The organism is Streptomyces sp. NPDC029014 (genome assembly GCF_055564695.1).
Genome location: NZ_JBVHVT010000040.1, coordinates 37,504 through 55,583, shown reverse-complemented (window position 1 = coordinate 55,583; position 18,080 = coordinate 37,504). Strand labels below are relative to the sequence as shown.

At 74.6% G+C, this 18,080-nt stretch carries 20 protein-coding genes; 15 read left to right on the top strand and 5 right to left on the bottom strand.

What is annotated here, in order from left to right; all coding sequences use genetic code 11:
- Nucleotides 1–23: 23 nt before the first annotated feature.
- Nucleotides 24–179: a DUF6131 family protein gene (locus ACZ4VL_RS22455; RefSeq protein ID WP_468202648.1), complete on the top strand. Its 156-nt coding sequence runs from the start codon at nucleotides 24–26 to the stop codon at nucleotides 177–179.
- A gap of 155 nt (nucleotides 180–334) precedes the next feature.
- On the top strand, nucleotides 335–703 hold the full coding sequence (locus ACZ4VL_RS22450) for an SH3 domain-containing protein (RefSeq protein WP_468202645.1): 369 nt from the start codon (nucleotides 335–337) through the stop codon (nucleotides 701–703).
- A gap of 59 nt (nucleotides 704–762) precedes the next feature.
- Here ACZ4VL_RS22450 and ACZ4VL_RS22445 read toward each other — a convergent pair whose 3' ends face one another.
- Nucleotides 763–1,188: a subtilase-type protease inhibitor gene (locus tag ACZ4VL_RS22445; RefSeq protein ID WP_385804023.1), complete on the bottom strand. Its 426-nt coding sequence runs from the start codon at nucleotides 1,186–1,188 to the stop codon at nucleotides 763–765.
- 452 nt (nucleotides 1,189–1,640) lie between these two features.
- Between ACZ4VL_RS22445 and ACZ4VL_RS22440 the strand changes: the two genes are divergently transcribed.
- The gene (locus ACZ4VL_RS22440; RefSeq protein WP_468202641.1) at nucleotides 1,641–2,135 is read left to right on the top strand and encodes a hypothetical protein; all 495 of its coding nucleotides are present in this window, start codon (nucleotides 1,641–1,643) and stop codon (nucleotides 2,133–2,135) included.
- 10 nt (nucleotides 2,136–2,145) lie between these two features.
- Here ACZ4VL_RS22440 and ACZ4VL_RS22435 read toward each other — a convergent pair whose 3' ends face one another.
- Nucleotides 2,146–3,837 (bottom strand): serine/threonine-protein kinase, encoded by a 1,692-nt coding sequence (locus ACZ4VL_RS22435; protein WP_468202639.1) that lies wholly within the window; start codon nucleotides 3,835–3,837, stop codon nucleotides 2,146–2,148.
- Between the two features lie 188 nt (nucleotides 3,838–4,025).
- On the opposite strand from ACZ4VL_RS22435, the gene ACZ4VL_RS22430 reads away from it, so the two are divergent.
- The 4 genes from ACZ4VL_RS22430 to ACZ4VL_RS22415 all read left to right on the top strand — a co-directional run bounded on the left by ACZ4VL_RS22430 (nucleotide 4,026) and on the right by ACZ4VL_RS22415 (nucleotide 7,643).
- Nucleotides 4,026–4,688: a hypothetical protein gene (locus ACZ4VL_RS22430; RefSeq protein ID WP_468202636.1), complete on the top strand. Its 663-nt coding sequence runs from the start codon at nucleotides 4,026–4,028 to the stop codon at nucleotides 4,686–4,688.
- A 71-nt stretch (nucleotides 4,689–4,759) separates the two neighbouring features.
- Nucleotides 4,760–4,966 carry a ferredoxin gene (locus ACZ4VL_RS22425; RefSeq protein WP_219667234.1) on the top strand — a complete coding sequence of 69 codons (207 nt, stop codon included), beginning with the start codon at nucleotides 4,760–4,762 and terminating at the stop codon, nucleotides 4,964–4,966.
- A complete protein-coding gene (locus ACZ4VL_RS22420; RefSeq protein WP_468202633.1) occupies nucleotides 4,959–6,350 on the top strand; it encodes an NAD(P)/FAD-dependent oxidoreductase in 1,392 nt (463 codons plus the stop codon). The genes ACZ4VL_RS22425 and ACZ4VL_RS22420 overlap by 8 nt, the downstream gene beginning before the upstream one ends.
- 30 nt (nucleotides 6,351–6,380) lie before the next feature.
- On the top strand, nucleotides 6,381–7,643 hold the full coding sequence (locus ACZ4VL_RS22415) for a cytochrome P450 (protein ID WP_468202631.1): 1,263 nt from the start codon (nucleotides 6,381–6,383) through the stop codon (nucleotides 7,641–7,643).
- A 41-nt stretch (nucleotides 7,644–7,684) separates the two neighbouring features.
- On the opposite strand, the gene ACZ4VL_RS22410 is transcribed toward ACZ4VL_RS22415, so the two are convergent.
- Nucleotides 7,685–8,800, bottom strand: a complete 1,116-nt coding sequence (locus ACZ4VL_RS22410; RefSeq protein WP_468202629.1) for an oxygenase MpaB family protein — start codon at nucleotides 8,798–8,800, stop codon at nucleotides 7,685–7,687.
- Nucleotides 8,801–9,000: 200 nt separating this feature from the next.
- Nucleotides 9,001–9,843, bottom strand: a complete 843-nt coding sequence (locus ACZ4VL_RS22405; protein WP_468202628.1) for an alpha/beta fold hydrolase — start codon at nucleotides 9,841–9,843, stop codon at nucleotides 9,001–9,003.
- A gap of 271 nt (nucleotides 9,844–10,114) precedes the next feature.
- Between ACZ4VL_RS22405 and ACZ4VL_RS22400 the strand changes: the two genes are divergently transcribed.
- From ACZ4VL_RS22400 to ACZ4VL_RS22385, 4 genes are all read left to right on the top strand, one after another.
- Nucleotides 10,115–10,573 (top strand): GNAT family N-acetyltransferase, encoded by a 459-nt coding sequence (locus ACZ4VL_RS22400; protein ID WP_468202626.1) that lies wholly within the window; start codon nucleotides 10,115–10,117, stop codon nucleotides 10,571–10,573.
- Nucleotides 10,574–11,501: 928 nt separating this feature from the next.
- A complete protein-coding gene (locus tag ACZ4VL_RS22395; protein WP_468202624.1) occupies nucleotides 11,502–11,684 on the top strand; it encodes a hypothetical protein in 183 nt (60 codons plus the stop codon).
- Nucleotides 11,685–11,738: 54 nt separating this feature from the next.
- Nucleotides 11,739–12,020 (top strand): DUF6400 family protein, encoded by a 282-nt coding sequence (locus tag ACZ4VL_RS22390; RefSeq protein ID WP_468202621.1) that lies wholly within the window; start codon nucleotides 11,739–11,741, stop codon nucleotides 12,018–12,020.
- Nucleotides 12,007–12,249 (top strand): hypothetical protein, encoded by a 243-nt coding sequence (locus ACZ4VL_RS22385; RefSeq protein WP_468202618.1) that lies wholly within the window; start codon nucleotides 12,007–12,009, stop codon nucleotides 12,247–12,249. The genes ACZ4VL_RS22390 and ACZ4VL_RS22385 overlap by 14 nt, the downstream gene beginning before the upstream one ends.
- 14 nt (nucleotides 12,250–12,263) lie before the next feature.
- Here the strand turns inward: ACZ4VL_RS22385 and hemC are convergent, their stop codons facing one another.
- Nucleotides 12,264–13,202: a hydroxymethylbilane synthase gene (hemC, locus tag ACZ4VL_RS22380; RefSeq protein WP_468202615.1), complete on the bottom strand. Its 939-nt coding sequence runs from the start codon at nucleotides 13,200–13,202 to the stop codon at nucleotides 12,264–12,266.
- 171 nt (nucleotides 13,203–13,373) lie between these two features.
- Here hemC and ACZ4VL_RS22375 point away from each other — a divergent pair, with 171 nt between their 5' ends.
- The 4 genes from ACZ4VL_RS22375 to ACZ4VL_RS22360 all read left to right on the top strand — a co-directional run bounded on the left by ACZ4VL_RS22375 (nucleotide 13,374) and on the right by ACZ4VL_RS22360 (nucleotide 18,054).
- Nucleotides 13,374–14,816, top strand: a complete 1,443-nt coding sequence (locus tag ACZ4VL_RS22375) for a hypothetical protein (protein WP_468202613.1) — start codon at nucleotides 13,374–13,376, stop codon at nucleotides 14,814–14,816.
- 149 nt (nucleotides 14,817–14,965) lie between these two features.
- Nucleotides 14,966–16,240 carry an AAA family ATPase gene (locus ACZ4VL_RS22370; RefSeq protein WP_468202610.1) on the top strand — a complete coding sequence of 425 codons (1,275 nt, stop codon included), beginning with the start codon at nucleotides 14,966–14,968 and terminating at the stop codon, nucleotides 16,238–16,240.
- Nucleotides 16,237–17,514: a vWA domain-containing protein gene (locus tag ACZ4VL_RS22365; RefSeq protein ID WP_468202608.1), complete on the top strand. Its 1,278-nt coding sequence runs from the start codon at nucleotides 16,237–16,239 to the stop codon at nucleotides 17,512–17,514. Before ACZ4VL_RS22370 ends, ACZ4VL_RS22365 begins: the two co-directional genes overlap by 4 nt.
- Nucleotides 17,515–17,640: 126 nt before the next feature.
- Entirely contained in the window at nucleotides 17,641–18,054 is a 414-nt protein-coding gene (locus ACZ4VL_RS22360) for a rodlin (RefSeq protein WP_468202605.1), read from the top strand.
- Nucleotides 18,055–18,080 lie beyond the last annotated feature (26 nt).

Below are 18,080 nucleotides of genomic sequence, written 5' to 3'. Positions count from 1 at the left end.
TCGTAGGCCGCGAGGAGGTTCTCGTGATTGTGCTCGGAGTGATTCTGCTGATCATCGGCTTCGTCTTCGGGATATCGATCCTGTGGACGATCGGCCTGATCCTCGTACTGATTGGCGTGGTGCTGTGGGTGCTCGGCGCGGCCGGACATGCTGTGGCGGGCCGTAAACACTATTGGTGAGCCGCCCTGCCGCTGCCGCCCCTCCGCGGTGCGGCGCGCGGTCCTCCGTGCGGGTGGGTCCGGGCGTGTCCCGGGCCCACCCGCAGCCGTGGCGCGGATAGTCGGGGCAGGCGGGCGTCGCGGTCCGGTGTCCACGCGCGGGGCAGGAGTACGGGATGGGGAAGAACGCGGCAGCGGTGTCCGCACTGGTGGCGGGTGCGGTGCTGGGGGCCGGCGGCTGGACGGCGGCAGGCCCGGCGACTGCGGACGGGACGTCCGCTCCGGCGGCGTCCGGGAGCGTGGCCGCGCGGGCAGGGCACCCGCAGGGGATGGTGGTCTCCCGGGTGGACCTGAAGGTCCGCAGCAAGCCGACGGTGTACTCGGACGTGGTCGCGAAGCTGCGTCCGCAGCAGTACGTGCTGCTCGACTGCGAGAAGCGGGGCGGCTGGGTGGACGGCAACCCGGACTGGTACCGGCTCCAGGGCGTCAACGGCTGGGTCTCGGCCCGGTTCGTCCACAACCTCCAGCCGGTGCGCGCCTGCTGAGGCGCGGTCGGGTGGGGGGCGGTCCGGCCCGTGGCGGTCGGGCCGGCCGCGAGGTCGGGTCAGAAGACGAAGACCTGGCTGCCGTTGAGGGTGGCGTTCATGGCGCAGCTGTTGGAGAAGGTGCGCTTCCAGGAGACGTGGCTGCCCTCCCAGACGCCGTCGACGGTCACGGTGACGGGGTCGTAGTGCATCGGACACGCGCGGTCCGGGTTCGGGGTGGACAGCAGGCGGTCGAGGTTGCCGTCGGTGGACTTCAGGGCCGCGCACGCCGCCTTGGGGTCGGGGTGCGTGCCCTGGGCGCTCGGCGCGCAGCTGAGGGTGGAGGCGCGCAGGAACGTGGCGGTGGCGGCGTCGTCCCCCTTGGCGACGGCGAAGACCATGGCGGACGGGGCGTACAGGCTTGCGGGCTTGGCCTCCGCCAGACCCGTGGCGCCCGCCACGCAGAGGAGGGCGGCGGCGGAGACGGCAGCGAAGCGGTAACGCACGACAGGACCAACTTTCGATTCAAAGGTTGAGCGCGATACTTTCTTGCGATATCGCGTTCCGGCGTGGCCGAGTCTGCCGGACCCGAAGGCCGGTCGCATATGCACGGCCGATTTACGGACACCGCGTTCGGATATCGGATACCGACCGGACGTTCGGGCAGCTCACACGGGGTGCGACCGCTGCGTAGCCGGCCGTCGACGCGCGGTGACGGAGGGTCGAACGGGCCGAGTTGGGGCTCCTGACCTGCTGTTGGCTGCTCGCGGTTCACCGAACGGCCATCCAGCTTGACCGGATCAGTACGGTTCGAGGCGCCGGAAACCTCCTAAAAGGGGCGGCCCCGGGCCCCCGGCGACGGGCTGCGGGTGCGGACCGGGCTCCGATGGGGGAAGCTGGGCGGTGGCCGTGGCACAGCCGTCGCCGCGGCGGGACGCAAGGGCTAAGGAGGGGTCTCGTGGACACAGCGGGCACCCGACGACGCACCGGCAGGATCGCCGCCCGGGCTCGGACCGCGGCACTCCTCTGCGCGGCAACCGCATTCGCCGTCGCATCCGTACCGGCGGCCCACGCTGCCGGCCCGGGACCCGGCTCCGCCCCTGCTCCCGCGCAGGCGCCGGTCGTGGTCGTCGACTGCTTCGAGGAGCCGCAGGTGCGCCCGGAGGAGTACCTGCTGGCCTGCGGCGACGGCAACAACCGTCTCGTGGGGCTGCGTTGGCACACGTGGGGCCGGGACACCGCGACGGCCACCGGCACCGACATGGTCAACGACTGTCGACCGTACTGCGCGGCGGGCCGCTTCCGCTCCTACCCGGTGCAGGTGACCCTGAGCCACCCGCAGCCGTGGACCGACCAGCCCGGCACGCACCGCTTCACGAAGATGCGCCTGGTCTACCCCGAGGCCGCCCCCGAGCCGGTCCCGCACGACGTCAGCTACAAGCTCGTCTACTGACCCCTGCGGGTCAGGTGCGCTGCCAGACCTTGGCGTGGCCCTCGGCGTAGGTGTGGCCGTCCGGGATGTCGTCGACCCTCAGGACCAGGAGCTGGTCACTGTCGACGCGGACGCAGATCAGGTCGCCGTCGCCCCAGTCGGCGTTCTCGACGGACGTGCCGTAGTCGGAGTCCCGGTCCTCGTCCAGGCAGTCCCCGGGCGTGGGGTCGTCCGAGGAGTCGAGGACCAGGAGTTCGCCGGCGGACAGGACCCACGCGGTGGACAGGTTGAGGTCGTACGAGTCGCCCTTGCGCGCTTTGGAGGGGGCGGTGGCATCGATGCCGTAGCCGGTGGGCAGGTGGACGTCCGCCTCGGTTTCGACGGTCCAGTCGGCCAGGGGGTCGCTGTCGTCGCCGGTCCCGTCGTCCTCTTCGTCCGTGGAGTCCGCGGACGAAGAGGACGAACTCGAATCGTCGGACGGGTCGCTGTTCGCGTGGATCAGGAAGCCGCCGAGCACGGCCGCCGCGACCGCCGCGGCCACGGTCGCGAGGAGCAGCCCCCTCCGGCGCCGGCGCGGTCGGGTGGGCGGCGGTGGGGTGGCCGGGACGGTGGCGGTGTCGCGGTCCGCCGGCGGCGCGGTCAAAGGGGGCGCGGGGGCCGGGGGCGGGACGTCCCGCCGCGTCGGTTCCGGGCGTCCGGGCGGGGGCGCTGCGGCGTGCGGAGCGCGTGCCGGACCGTACACGCGCGGGTCCGGGGGCCGGGCCGGCGACGGGGACGGGGGCGAGGCCGGCGACGGGGGCGGGGGCGGCGGCGGGGGCGGGGCGGATTCGGTGGGCGGGGCGGCCGGCGGCAGGCGAGGGTCGGAGTCCGCGTCGAGGGCGGACGAGGCCCGGGCCAGCAGGCGGTGCGCCACCGCCGGGGGCAGCCATGCGGAGCCCTCCGGACCGCCGGCCGGCGCGATCGCGGCCAGGTCCGCCAGGATCAGCGCGGGCGTGGGCCGCTCGGCCGGGTCCTTGGCCAGGCAGCGCCGGATCAGGGCGAGCGGTACGGCGGCGATGCCGGCCAGTTCGGGCTCGGCGTGCACGACCCGGTACAGCAGGGCCGGGGTGGCGCCCGTACCGAAGGGGCTGGCGCCGGTCAGGGCGTACGCGAGCACCGCGCCGAAGGAGAACACGTCGGACGCCGTCCCCACCGGCGCGCCGCTCGCCTGTTCCGGGGACATGAAGCCGGGCGAGCCGACGGTCGTCCCGGTCCGGGTGAGGACGCTGGCCTCGGTGGCCCGCGAGATGCCGAAGTCGATCACGCGGGGGCCGTCGGGGCCGAGCAGGACGTTGGACGGTTTCAGGTCGCGGTGGACGAGCCCGGCCGCGTGGACGGCGGCCAGGGCCGCGGCCAGTCCGCGGGCGAGTGCGAGGGCTGCGGCCTCGGGGAACGGCCCGTGCGCGACCACCGCTTCGGCGAGTGACACGCCGGGGACGAACACCGTGCTCAGCCAGGGCGTCTCGGCGTCGACCCCGGCGTCCAGCACGGCTGCGGTGAACCTGCCGTCCACCGCTCGGGCGGCCGCCACCTCGCGGGCGAAGCGGCGTCGGAACTCCGGATCGCCCGCCAGTTCCGGATGCACGACCTTGACGGCCACACTGCGCCCGCCCGGGGTCCGGGCCAGGTAGACCCGGCCCATTCCGCCGCTGCCGAGCCGGGCCACCACGCGGTACGGGCCCACGCGTACCGGGTCACTGGGTAACAAGGCATCCATGCCGCCCCCGAATCGCCGCCCCTGTGGCCGAAATCGTATCGACGGGCCGGAGGGCCGCGCAGCGGTTTCGCCCGGCCCGACCGCCGCAGCAGCCTCCGTCACCCGGGCGGGCGGTCCCACTGGCAGCGCGGCGGCCGGGGCGGCTTGCTGGGGGGATGAGACAACACGTGCCGGGCACGTCCCGGGAGAGCGGTCTGAGCACACCGCGGGCGGCGGGGTTCGCCGGGGTGGCCTTCGCCGTGATGCTGGGAGCGGCGATCGTCCTCGTCCGGACGGCGCTGCCGTCGGGGGGCGGCGGGGAGGACCTCGTCCTCGACGAGGGCGAGCAGAGCGCGCTGAGCGCTGCGGTCCACATGGTCCCGTTCGCCGGCATCGCCTTCCTGTGGTTCATGGGGGCGCTGCGCGCGCACACGGGGGACGCCGAGGACCGGTTCCTCGCGACCGTGTTCCTGGGCAGCGGGCTGGTGTTCGTCGCCGCGCTCTTCGGCGCCACCGCGGCGGCGGGCACGGTGCTCGCCGAGGGCCAGCCGGAGTCCTTCGGCCGCCACTTCGCGTACACGCTGCTGACCACGTACGCCATGCGGATGGCCGCCGTCTTCGTCTTCGCGACCTCCGCCATCGGGCGCAGGCTCGGCGTCCTCCCGCGCCCGCTGAACGCGTTCGGGTACCTCGTCGGGCTGGCCCTGCTCGTGGTGGGCGCCTCGGCGCCCTGGTTGGAGCTGGTGTTCCCGGTCTGGGCCCTCGTCATCAGCCTGTACGTGCTGCTCGTCGCCCGGCGGGGGCCGCGGCGCGCACCTCACTCCAACGGCTCCGTCTGACGGGCCGTTCCCGGCCGCGCCCCCCACACTGGCCGGGAAGCCGAGGGGGCCACCGAAAGGACCGTACCTTGCTGAGGCTTGTCGTCGACCTGAACCGATGCCAGGGGTACGCGCAGTGCGCCTTCCTGGCACCCGACGTCTTCGCGATGCACGGGGACGAGGGACTCCTCTACGATCCGCAGGCGGAGGCCGCCCAGCGCGAGCGCGTGGCCCAGGCCGCCGCGGCCTGCCCCGTCCAGGCGATCCTCGTCGAGGATCTGGAGGCCTCCGATGCCTGAATCGGCGCTGGAGCAGCTCAAGAACAGCGGCCGGATCGTCGTCGTCGGGGCTTCGCTGGCGGGCCTGCGGGCCGCCGAGACCCTCCGCGAGAAGGGTTTCAAGGGCTCGCTGACCATGGTCGGTGACGAGCCGTACGAGCCGTACGACCGCCCGCCGCTGTCCAAACAGGTCCTCCTGGGCAAGTCCACCGCCGAGCGCACCGCGCTCCCCCGCCGCCGGGCCGTCGACGCCGAATGGCGCCTCGGTGTGGCGGCCAGCGGGCTGGACATGGCGGGGAAGCGGGTCAAGCTGGCCGACGGCGACGAGGTGCCGTACGACCGGCTCGTGATCGCCACCGGAGTGCGGGCCCGGCCCTGGCCGAACCCGACGGAGGCCGAACTCGACGGCGTGTTCGTCCTGCGCACCCGCGACGACGGGGCGGAGCTGGCCCGGCGGTTCGACGCGGAGCCGCGCCGGGTCCTGGTGATCGGTGCCGGGTTCACCGGGTCCGAGATCGCCTCGGCCTGCCGCGAGCGCGGGATCGAGGTCACCGTCGCCGAACGCGCTGCCGCCCCGCTGGTGGGTGCGCTCGGCGGGGTCATCGGCCAGGTGGCCATGGAACTGCAGCAGGAGCACGGGGTGGACCTGCGCACCGGGGTGATGGTGACCGGACTGGAGGGCGACTCCACCGGTCGGGTCCGTGCCGCGCACCTGTCCGACGGCGCCACGGTGGAGTGCGACGTGGTCGTCGTCTGCCTGGGCGCGCAGCGCAACACCGAGTGGCTGATGGGCTCCGGACTGGGCGCGGGTCCGCGCGGCATCGCCTGCGACGCGGGCTGCCGGGCCTTCGACATCATGGGCATCGTCACCGACGACATCTACGTGGCCGGGGACGTCGCCCGGTCCCCGCACCCGCTGTTCGGCTACCAGTTCCTGTCGCTGGAGCACTGGGGCAACGCCGTCTGCCAGGCGGAGACCGCGGCCCACAACATGATGAGCGAGAGCGCGGACCGGCGTCCGCACATCTGGGTCCCGGCTTTCTGGTCCTCGCAGTTCGGCGTGAACATCAAGTCCGTCGGCGTGCCGTCCATGGGCACCGAGATCATGATCACGCAGGGTTCGCGCGCCGAGCGCCGGTTCACCGGGGTGTACGGGTACCAGGGCCGGGTGATCGGTGCGGTCACCTTCGACAACGCGCGCTGGCTGGAGTTCTACGAGAAGCAGATCGAGCTGACCGCGCCGTTCCCGCCGCCGTTCCCGACCATGGACCGGCGCTCCGAGGGGAGCCGGCCGATGGACGCCGACTTCCCCGACCCGTCGGTTCCCACGCACGGACCGACCGTGACCCTCAGCGGGTATTCGCCGGCCGACCGGCGGATGACGTTCACCCCCGCCGGGCACTGACCGACCCGCGCGCCCTCCGGAGGAACCGTCATGAAACAAGGCATCCTGACCGACATCCTGGACTACGCCAACCGTTCCAACCCGTACCCGCTGTACGAGGAGCTGCGCAAGACGCCGGTCTTCTACGACGGCGAGGGGCCGTACGTGGTCAGCACGTACTACGAGATCCGCGGCCTGCTGCACGACCCGCGGCTCAGCTCCGACGCGCGCAACCGGACGTCGGGCGGCGCGGACCCGCTGGGCGAGGAGGACGAGGTCGGCGAGGGCGGGGCCCTGCCGCCGAGCTTCCTGAAGCTGGACCCGCCGGAACACGACCGGCTGCGCCGGCTGACCAACCGTCCGTTCGGACCGCCGCACGCGCCGCACCGGATCGAGAACATGCGCGGTGACCTGGACGCCACCGTCAAGGGGCTGATCGACGACATCGCGAACGGGACCTCCGGCAACGGCGGGGGAACCGAACGCATCGACCTCGTCGAACAGTTCTCCTACCCGTTCCCGGTGACCATGATCTGCCGGCTGCTCGGCGTGCCGCGCGAGGACGAGGCCCGGTTCCACGTGTGGGCCGACACCCTCGCGGCGAGCCTGGACCCGGATCCGGACGCGAACGCGGAGGAACGGGAGAAGGTCATCCACGACGCCCGGATGGAACTGGGCATGTACCTGGCCGGGCTGATCGAGGAGCGGCGCAAGCACCCGCAGGAGGACATGCTGTCCGAGCTGGCCACCGGCCACGGCGACCTGGCCATGTCCACCATGGAGCTGCTCAGCACGGCCGCGCTGCTGCTGATCGCCGGCCACGAGACCACCGTCAACCTGATCACCAACGGGATGCTGACGCTGCTGCGCAACCCGGACATGCTGCGGCGGCTGCGTGCCGAACCCGGGCTGGCGGTGCCGATGGTGGAGGAGCTGCTGCGGTTCGAGCCGCCGGTCCAGATGCTGCCGCAACGCACCCCGCTCGTCGACATCGAGGTGCGCGGGGTGACCATCCCCAAGGGGTCGCCGGTGTGGCTGATGCTGGCCGCCGGCAACCGGGACCCCCAGCGGTTCGAGGACCCGGACCGTTTCGACCCGGACCGCAGGGACGTCCAGCACCTCGGGCTGGGCAGCGGCATCCACAGCTGTTTCGGGGCCCCGATGGCCCGACTGGAGGCGCAGAAGGCGCTGAGCGAGCTGGCCCGGCGGCTGGAGAACCCGCGGCTGCTGGAGGACCCGCCGCCGTACCGGCAGAACGCGGTGCTGCGCGGGCCCCGCCACCTGTGGGTCGCCTGCGACGCGATCCGGCCCTGAGGGACGCGGCGGGGAGCGGTCGGCCGGATCGACCGGGCGGGTCAGGAGGACGTGGGGGTGAGGCCGGTCGGGACCTGCCATGCGTAGCGGCGGCCCTTGTTCGTCAGGCGGAGCCCCTGCTTGAAGACGGCCAGCCCCAGTTCGTCGGAGGCCTTGGCGGCCAGCGGCACCATGTCCCCGGACTTGCCGTAGCCGAAGCCCAGCGGCGACTGCGCGTCCAGCGCGAGCTTGCTGAAGTCCGCGGGAGGCACGGACACGACGTCGGCGGCCTGGTCGCCGGCCAGGTGCCGGATCAGGGTCGGACCGACCCCGGCGAACACCGGCCCCGGCAGGCACTCCTTGACGAAGTCCAGGACGCCCTTGGTCAGGGCCGTACCCGCCTGCGAGGGGCGCTGTTGCCGGCGCACGACGGCGTCCAGCAGAGCGGATCCGTCCTCGAAGCGGACCGGGTTGAGCCGCTCGTCGACGCCGAGGAAGTGTCCGATGACCCGCCAGATGTGGAAGTAGGCGTCCCGGTCCTTGACCGGGAGGTCCACTCCGAGCCGGGACAGCCCCTTCGGGATGATCACCGAGAAGCTCATGAGCGTGCCGGCCAGGTCCTCCTGGTTGACCGGCAGGCCCCAGGCGGTGTCCCAGTCCTCCAGCCGGGAGACGTGGTAGCGCATGGTGGCGTGCAGCAGCCGGATCTTCTGCGCCGAGCGCAGTCCGTGCCCGTGCGGGCCGAGGCCTCCGGCGTCGAGCACGTCGACCACGAACTGGGCGGTCTCCATCAGCCTGCGGAACACGCCCGCGGTGAGCCGGGTGGAGCGGTCGAGGACCTGCGCCCCGTACGCCCAGCCGTAGCAGACGGGGAGCGAGGCGCACAGCAGGGTGCTGCAGATGTGGCCCTGGTAGCGGCCGAGCAGGTCGTGGCCGCGGTCGATGAGCGCGGGGTCGGCCCAGGCGGGCAGGACGGCGCTCTCCTCGAAGAACTGCTCCAGCTTCGGCGGGAGGCCGGACGGGACGGTGTCGGAATTCCTGCCCAGGCCGAGGAGGGCGGTACGGACCTCGTCCTCCCGGCCGAGGGCGTAGATCTCCTCGATCGCGGCGTCCGCGAGCGGATCGCCCGCCTTCCGCATCGGGGTGAGCAGTTCGTCGGTCCACTGGCCGGTCGGCATGCACGTCTCCCAGGACTTGGCTCGGCTGGCGCGACGGCCTCCCGCACCGGGCCGGCAAGGTGCCGCCCGATACGGGAACCGCCCGCTGACGTGCATGGTTGTAGCCCGGGGCAGGAGCGCCGGGACACGGCCCCGCGGGTGCGGTCCGTCGTCCGGCCCAAGCCGAATCGATCCACCGGTGGCCCGTACGGGTGACCGGCTCAGCCCTGCCGGCCGCCGGTGTGTTCGAGGATCAGCCCGGCGAGCTGCGGTACCACCGACTCCGGCAGGGCGTGGCCCAGCCCGGGGACGGTGGCCACGCGGGCGCGGCCGAGCAGGCCGGCCAGGTGCCGTGCGTGGGCGGTCCCGGCAATGGGGTCGCGGGGCCCGTCGACGACCAGGGACGGCACGGTGACGCCCGCGAGCTCCGACGCCCGGTCGAGGCCTTCCGTACCGGCCCGGGCATGGGCGACCGGTGAGTCGTGGCGCCCGGAGTGCTCGATGATCCGCTCCTCCGACCTGCGGAACTCCTCGGGGTCGAAGGGGATCTCCCCGCCGCCCAGCACCCGCCAGTGCTCCACCCGCCAGTCGAGCTCGGCCTCGCGGTCGCGCGGGTCCGCCATGGTGTTCCACAGGGCCGCGAGTTCGGGGTCGGGCTCGACCCCGGCCGGGCCGCCGTCCAGGGGCATGGTCCCGATGAAGGTGGCGGTGCGGATCCGGTCCGGGTGGTCGAGCAGCAGCAGCTGGGTGAGCAGGCCGCCCATGGACATGCCGACCACGTGCGCCGCGTCGACGCCGAGGGCGTCCAGAACGGCGATCGCGTCGTCGGCCAGGTCGGTGATCCGGTACGGGCGCTCGTCGAAGCACCAGGTGGAGGCTCCGGTGTCGCGGTGGTCGTAGCGGATGACGCGGTGCCGGCGGGCGAGAGCCGCCACGAGGGAGTCCGGCCAGGCCAGGCCGGAGGCGTTCGCTCCCATGACGAGCAGCAGGGGTGGGGCGGCGGGATCGCCGGACTCCTCGGCCCAGAGGGTGGTCCCGGGGGCAACTGTGATCTTGTGCTCCATCGCGCAACCATCGCCGACACGGCGGGTGTTGTCCATCGCGAAACCCGGACCCCGGCGCGTTCCGGCCCGGGCGAGCACGGTGAGCGGCTCCGGCGCATTGTCCGGCGCGGCACATCGGCGGCCGACCGTTTCGACACCCCGGCGGCACCCCGGGCCGGGCACCTCCCGGATGATCGTCTCCTGGCACCGGCACCACGGGCACCGGCGGGGACACCGCACCGGGCCCGGGCAGGTGCGTCCGTCGTCCGTCGAGAACCGGGAGTGTGAAGCCATGTCGGCCGGAATCAAGGTCCGTGCGGTCCGCGCGGAGGACTTCGCGCAGTGGCGCGCCCTCTACCGCGGGTACGCCGACTTCTACCGCGTCGAGCAGACCGAGGAGATGGCCGGGCGGGTGTGGTCGTGGCTGAACGACCCCGGCCACGAGGTGCAGGCCCTCGTCGCCGAGGACGCCGGGGGCCGGCTTGTCGGCCTCGCGCACTACCGCCCGTTCGCCCGCCCCCTGTCGGCCACGGTCGGCTGCTTCCTCGACGACCTCTTCGTCGACCCGGCCGGGCGCGGCTCGGGCGCGGCGGACCTGCTGCTCGCCCGGCTGCGCGAGATCGCGGCCGAACGCGGCTGGAGCGTGGTCCGCTGGATCACCGCCGACGACAACTACCGGGCGCGCGGCAAGTACGACCAGGTGGCCACGCGCACGCCGTGGATCACGTACGACATGACCCCCGGCATCTGACGGCAGCCTCCGTACGCGGCTGACGACGGCCGCGATCACTCCCGCCCGACCCGGCGGCTGCGGGGAATCCCGGGCGGAGGCGTCCCCGCCCCACCTCCGGAAGCAGCACCGATGCGGTGCTTCGCACGCCCGGGCCGGCACGGGAAGGCCGCCCCGTTCCCCCTCCGCCGACCTGTCCACCCCCGGGGTGGTCCTCAGGACGCCGCACGTCGGGGACAGCTCGCCGGAGCCCTGCTCCGTCGGCGGCCCTCCGGCATGGCACGGGTCGCGCTGTTCCTGCGGGCGCGCAGACAGCGGGCTGCTGGACCGGTAGCGGCTGCGTTCGGGCCATCGGCCCGCTGGCCGTCGTCCCCGCGGGCTCCCAGCGGCTGCTCTGCGTCGCCGGGCCGCTGCTGACCACCGCGCCCGCCGCGGCGCCCGGGCTGGCGAGCCCGCCCGGCGGCCTCGTCGGCCTCGGCTCCCCCTTGCGCCGGCCTGCGCCTGCGCCCGTCCCGCGCGGGGCGGGCCGGCACCGCTGCCGACCGGGGACCTGGTCGGCTGTGCCTGGCGCTCAGCCGTACCGGGGCGGCGGTCGGCTCGAAGAACGTGTGGGCCGTCCCTGCGGCGGGAGCCTTGCCCGGCCCGCCCTGTCGGGGCGGGTCCCCGCCGCCTTCTCGGCGGCCTGGGGTTCGGTCGGGGTGCCCGGCACGGGGCGCCTCTGGCGACGCCACGGCTCTCCGTGGGCGCGGTCGGCGCGGGGTGGATCCCGTTGGACTGGGCCGGCGATCCTCCCCGGGTGTTGTCGCCGTGGTCGCGGTCGGCGTGCTTGGGCTGTCCTCACGCCGGCCCGTCCCTGGGCCGGCCCGTCCCTGGGCCGGCGCAGGCCTACCGCGCCGACGAGGTCGACGCGTGGCTCGTCCGGGCTTCGCCGGGAGCCCGGCCCGGATCCGTGGCGCCCGCCGCCGGGGGCGCCGCCACCCTGCTGCGCCTGGCCCTGAGGGGCGGGGCAGGGGCCGGCGCGGCCCGGCGCACCGCGCTGGGCCCGCCCGGCTGCCGGCCGGCCAGGCCCGCGGCCGGCGCGGCCACCGCGCGCCCGGGCGGGGCGCCGGGCCGGGCCGGGGCCGGGCTGTGAATCCGCACACCCTCCCTTGACCTGGGAAAGAAGGCTTACCTAAGTTCCTGAGGTATGGCCCCCCACGACTCGCCCCACGACCCCGCCGGCATACCTGACGGCGCGGGGACGACCGGCTTCGACATCGACCTCGCCGCGCACGAGATGCTGCGGCGCGCCCAGATCCTCGACGCGCTCGGGCCCGACTGGGACCCCGTCGAGGTCATGCGCGGCGAGGAGGAGGCGTACGACCTGCTGTACTCCGGCCTCGACGCCGAGCAGCAGCGGGTGTACGACGACCTCGTCGCCGCCGGGGTGCTCCCCCGGCGCGAAGGCGGCGGCAGTGCTGCCGCTTGACCCGCAGGCCGACCCCGGCCGGCGGGCCTGGGTGGCCTGCCCGAACTGCGACGACGCCCGCGGCTGCGAGCCGTGCGAGACCCGGCGGACGTGCTCGCGGCACTGGCGGTACCTGCTGACGAACACCGGCAGCCTGCTGCACCTGCAGTGCCCCGGATGCACCCACGTCTGGGTGCACGAGAGCGGCTTCGGCGCCACCCGGTCCGTGTTCAACCGGCTCACCGGCTGACCGTCGGCCGACCGTCAGTGGGGGATCCCGTCGATCAGCTCGCGCGCGCCCTGGCGGAGCAGCGCGACGGCGACGGACGTGCCGAGTGTGGCCGGATCGAGCGGTCCGGCCCCTTCGTGCGCCCGTAGGACCCGCTTGCCGTCCGGGGTGAACACCTTCGCGTACAGCGCGAGCTCGCCGTCGCGCTCGGTGGACGCGTATCCGGCGATCGGCGCGTTGCAGTGGCCCTGGAGCACGTGCAGCAGCATGCGCTCGGCCGTGGCCTCGCGGTGCGTGGCCGGGTCGCCGAGGCCGCTCACCGCCTCGATGAGCGCGGTGTCGTCCTCCCGGCACTGGAGGGCGAGGATGCCGGCGCCGATCGGCGGGCACATCCGCTGCGGTGACAGGACCTCGCTGATCGCGTCCGCGCGGCCGATCCGCTCCAGTCCCGAGACGGCGAGGAGGAGGGCGTCGGCCTCGCCCGCCGCGAGCTTGTCGAGCCGGCGGTTGGCGTTGCCGCGGATCGGTACGCAGGTCAGGTGCGGGTGGCCCGCGGCCAGTTGGGCGGTGCGGCGGACGGAGGACGTGCCGATGCGCGCGCCGTCCGGCAGCTCGTCGAGGGTGAGCCCGGCGGGATGCACGAGCGCGTCGCGGATGTCGTCGCGCTTCAGGAACGCGGCGAACGCGGTACCCGCGGGCAGGGGGCGGTCCGCGGGGATGTCCTTCACGCAGTGGACGGCGAGATCGGCTTCCCCGGCCAGCAGCGCGGCGTCCACCTCCTTCGTGAAGGCGCCCTTGCCGTCCACGGCGGCGAGGCTCCCCATCCACTTGTCCCCGGTCGTCCGGACGGCGACGACCTCGGTGGCGGTGTTCGGGTGGAGCACGGCGAGTTCCCGGCGGACGCGCTCCACCTGGGCGAGGGCCATGGGCGAGTCGCGGGAGACGATGCGGATCAGCTCAGGGGCGGCGGACATGGCGGCCACCCTAGCCCGTCGGGAGGGGCCGGCTCCGCCGATCGGGCGTCAACCTCCGTACGGAACCGGGAAATTGCCTGGCGGGGTGGGGACGGGGCCCGTTAGGCTCACCGCGATGACCACACACTCTGCTGACAGATCGGGGGTCCCGTCCACGCAAGGTGAGTGCTGATGCCCACTCACACCGTGCACGGGGACTCCCGTACTTCCTTCTGGCTGCGCGTGCGCGAGTACGCCGTGCCGCCGTCCATGATCGAGACCGCGACCACCCGCCGCCTTGCCGGGGACTGGGCCGGGGCCTGCGCCGCCGCCGGTGTCGACGTCGATCTCCAGCTGCAGGCCGTGGCGCGTGCCCGGGGGCGGGAGCTCGCCTCCCGGATCCGGGCCGACCTGCGCCGGCTGGCCCCCGACCTGCTGCGCTGGCACCTGCCGCGGATCGCCCCCGACGGGCTGCTGCGTCCGGGGCTGACCCTGCCCCTGGCCCGGTACGCGACCGACGGGCAGACCGGCGAACGGCCCGTGCACCTCGTGGTGCGGACCGCGCCCGCCTGGGCGGACGCCGGACAGCGGATCAGCCTCGCCCTGTGGGACGCGGACGGCTCCGGAGCCGCCTTCGGGCCCGCAGCCGGCGCCGGCGGGCATCCGCATCCCCGGCCCAGCCGGCGGTTCCGGCTCGACCTGCACCGGCACCTGTGGGACGCGCAGCACGCCGGTGAGCTGCGGGTCCGCTCCGGAGCCGACCGGCCACCGCCCGGCGCCGGAGCCGCGGCCGATGCGGCGACGGCCCCCGTCCCACCGGGGACCGGGCCGGAGGACCTGCGGTGCGCCGTCGACCGGTGGGCCGCCGAGGCCCGGATCCTGCTCCGCGCCGAACGGCGGACCGGCGGCGCCGTCGCCGTACGGCTCGGGGGCCGGAAACGGCTGGTCCTGGACGTGGATCCGGATCCCGGGCAGGCCGCGCTGCGCGTGTCCGCGGCGGTGCCGGAGCGCGGCGCGCCCGCGCTGCCGGTCCTGCCCGACGCGGCGACCTGGACGCTGCCCGACCTGGACCTGCTCCGGGCCGGGGCCATCGACGCCGGACGGCTGCACCCGCTCGTCGCCCCGGCGCTCGTACCGGCCGGTGCACCTCCGCCCGCCCGGCCCTCTCCGGCGGCGGACGGCCGGGCAGGACAGCCGCGCCTCGTGGACTGCCGCGGAGCCCGGCACCGGATCGCCCTGGTCGACGGGGTCCTGGCCCCGCTCGACCACGACCCGGCCCAGATCCGGCGCGAGGAGCTGCTCGTCGCGCTGGGCGGCCCGCCGCTGCCCTGCCTCCAGGCCATCGACGAGGCGCACCGCCGCCCGGACTGCCTCACCGGTGTCCGCGAACGCCTGGACCACGGCGACACCGCCGGCGCGCTCGCCGTCGTCGAAGCCCTGCTGGGTCCCGACGCCGTCCTGCGCAGCGGGCCGCTGCGCGACGCCCTCGAAGCCGCCGCACTGCAGCGCATCACGTACGGGCTGTTCCGGGCCGGCCTCGTCGGACCCGCACCCGGGCGTCCGCAGCCGGCGCGCCCCCGAAGCCGCAGCGGCAGCCGCGGCCGGAGCCGCCCCCGGCACGCCTCCTTCTCCTGACCGCCGCCCGACTCGTACCGCACTCCTCCCGCACTCCTCCCGCGCTCCTCCTGCGCTCCTTCTGACCCGAGCCCTCCCGCACCGCTGCGCTCCTCCGGAACCCGGACGCCCGCCCGCGTACGCGTACTCGAACCACAGGTGACCCCGACATGACCTCGCACTCCTCCTCCGCCGTGCCCGCAGCCCCCTCCGGCACCGATCGCCCCTCCCGGCTCGACGTCGCCGCCGAGCTGCTCGCCCTGCTGCGCGACACCACCACCGAGCCCCGGCCCGACCCCCAACTGGAGGCCCTCACCCTGGCCGTGACCGCCGACCTGCCGGTCCTGCTGTGGGGTGAGCCCGGCATCGGCAAGACCGCGGCCCTCACCCAGCTCGCCGAATCCCTGGACCTGCCGCTGACCACGGTGATCGCCAGCGTGCACGAGCCCTCCGACTTCTCCGGGCTGCCCGTCATCGGCGACGACCCCGCCCGCGACGGCGTCCCCATGGCGCCGCCGGACTGGGCGGTCCGGCTCGTCCGCGCCGGCCGGGGACTGCTGTTCCTGGACGAGCTCTCCACCGCACCGCCGGCCGTCCAGGCCGCCCTGCTCCGCCTCGTGCTCGAACGGCGGGTCGGCGCCCTCCGGCTGCCGCCCGGGGTCCGCATCGTGGCCGCCGCGAACCCGCGGGCCTCGGCCGCCGACGGCTGGGAGCTGAGCCCGCCGCTCGCCAACCGGTTCGTGCACCTCCAGTGGGCCCACGACCACGACGTCGTCGTACGCGGCCTCGGCGGGACCTGGCCCCGCGCCACCCTGCCCCGGCTCGACCCGCAGAAGCTGCCGGACGCCGTGGACGTCGCCCGGCGCGCCGTGTGCGGGCTCCTCGCCGCCCGCCCCGCGCTCGTCCACCGGCTGCCGGGCAACGAGACCCGCCGCGGCAGCGCCTGGCCGTCGCCCCGCAGCTGGGAGATGAGCCTGCACCTGATCGCGTTCGCGACCGCGGCCGGCTCCTCCCGGGAGGTGCTCTCCCTGCTCGTCAGGGGCGCCGTCGGGGACGGCCCGGGGCTGGAGCTGCTGGCGGTCATGGACCGGATGGACCTCCCCGACCCCGAGGCGCTGCTCGCCGACCCGGCGGGGGCCGTCCTTCCCGACCGGGGGGACCTGCGGCAGGCAGCGCTCGACGGGGTGGTGGAGGCGGTCCGCAAACGCCCCGAGAAGGCCCGCTGGGACGCGGCCTGGGCCCTGCTCGTCCGGGCGATGGAGACCGGGGCCCCGGACCTGGTCGTCGTCCCCGCGACCGGCCTCGCCTCCCTGCGCCGCACCGACTGGGACGTCCCGGAGGAGATCGAGCGGCTCGCCGGGGCGGTGTCCCTGTCCCGCCGTGCCGACCGCGCGGCGGCCCGGGTCGCCGCGGGCTCCGGCGCGGGGGCGGGGGCGGCCCGATGACCGTGACACGAGGGGCTCCAGGTGCACCGGGTGCACCGGGCGGGGGCGACTCACCCGGCGGACTCGACCGCGACAAGCTGTTCGCGGCCCGGCTGCAGGCCGCCCGGGCCCGGCCCTACCTGGCGACGGCCCTGTTCGCCCTGCACACCGTGGAGTCCCGGCGGGTGCCGACGATGGCCGTCGACCGGCACTGGCGCTGCTACGTCTCGCCGGCGTTCGTGGACCGTACGCCGGTGGAGGAGCTGGCCGGCGTCTGGGTGCACGAGGTGTCCCACCTGCTGCGCGACCACCACGGACGCAGCGACCGGGTCGCCCGCGAGCGCGGGCTGACCGGACCGGGCGAACGGCTGCGGATGAACATCGCCGCGGACTGCGAGATCAACGACGACGTGTTCGGCGACGGGCTGGCCCGGCCGGCGGGCGCCGTGGACCCGGAGTTCCTCGGCCTGGACGACGGCCACCTCATGGAGGACTACCTGCGCTGGTTCCAGCTGGGCCGGCTGACCCAGGACCTGGCCTGGCTGGACTGCGGCAGCGGCGCCGACGGCCTGGAACGCGAGTGGGACCTGGGCCCGGACGGCGCGCACGGCCTCGACCGGCACGAACAGGACGCGGTGCGCTTCCGGGTCGCCCAGGGCATCAAGGGCCGCCCCGGCAACGCCCCGGAGGGATGGCGGCGCTGGGCGGAGGAGGCGTTCCACCCGCCGCAGCAGTGGCGGGAGTTGCTGGGCGCGGCGGTCCGTTCGGCAGCCTCCGCCGCCGGCGCCGGCGACGACTACACGTACGGCCGGCCGGCGCGCCGCTCGGCCGCCCTGCCCGGCGCCGTCCTGCCGAGCCTGCGGCGCAGACCGCCCCGGGTCAGCGTGGTCATCGACACCTCCGGGTCGGTCAGCGACGCCGAACTGGGCAGTGCGCTCCTCGAGGTCGCCGCGATCTCCCGCGCTGTCGGGGGCCGCCGCGACCTGGTCACCGTCGTGCCCTGCGATGCGGCCGCCCGGATCGCGCACCCGCTGTGCCGGGCCGAGGGGATCCCGCTCGTGGGCGGCGGGGGCACCGACCTGCGGACGGGCTTCGCCCGGGCGCTGCGGACCCGGCCCCGACCGGACGTGGTCGTGGTCCTGACGGACGGGCAGACCCCCTGGCCGGACAGCCGGCCGCCGTGCCGGACGGTAGTGGGCCTGTTCCCGCGCGGTTCGGGGGCGTGGAGCGAGGACGACCCTGACTACGTGCCGGACGCGCCGCCCGACTGGGCGCAGGTGGTGGAGATCGGCTAGGCCAGCGGCCGTGCGGCGCACGTCGCGGATCACTCCTGCGGGTGGTGGAGCGGAACTTCTGGCCGTTGCCGCTGTTCCACTCCACGTACGAGCAACACCCTCCCCCTACGACGAACAGGGAACACCATGTTCAAGAAGGCCGCGAACACGGTCGCCGTCGCCGCTACGATCCTCGGCGCCGGCGCCGCCCTGGCCTCCCCTGCCATGGCCATCGGCAACGACAACGGCATCAACACCGTCAACGGCAACGACTCGGCCCAGATCTACGGCAACCAGAAGACCGAGGGTGCCATGAGCCCGCAGGCCTCCCTCATCCAGGGCTCCGCGAACAAGCCGTGCATCGCCCTGCCGGTGAAGGTGAACGCCCAGTCGCTGCTCGCGGTCCTCGCCAACGTCGGCGTCCAGGACATCAACGTCGCGTCCAACCCGATGAACCAGCAGTGCACCGAGAACTCCACCCAGGCCAAGGGCGACGAGACCCTCTCGCACATCCTGGACAACATCCCGGTCCTCTCCGGCAACCTCTCCGCCGGTAGCTGACCCCCGACGCAACGCCTGACTCCACG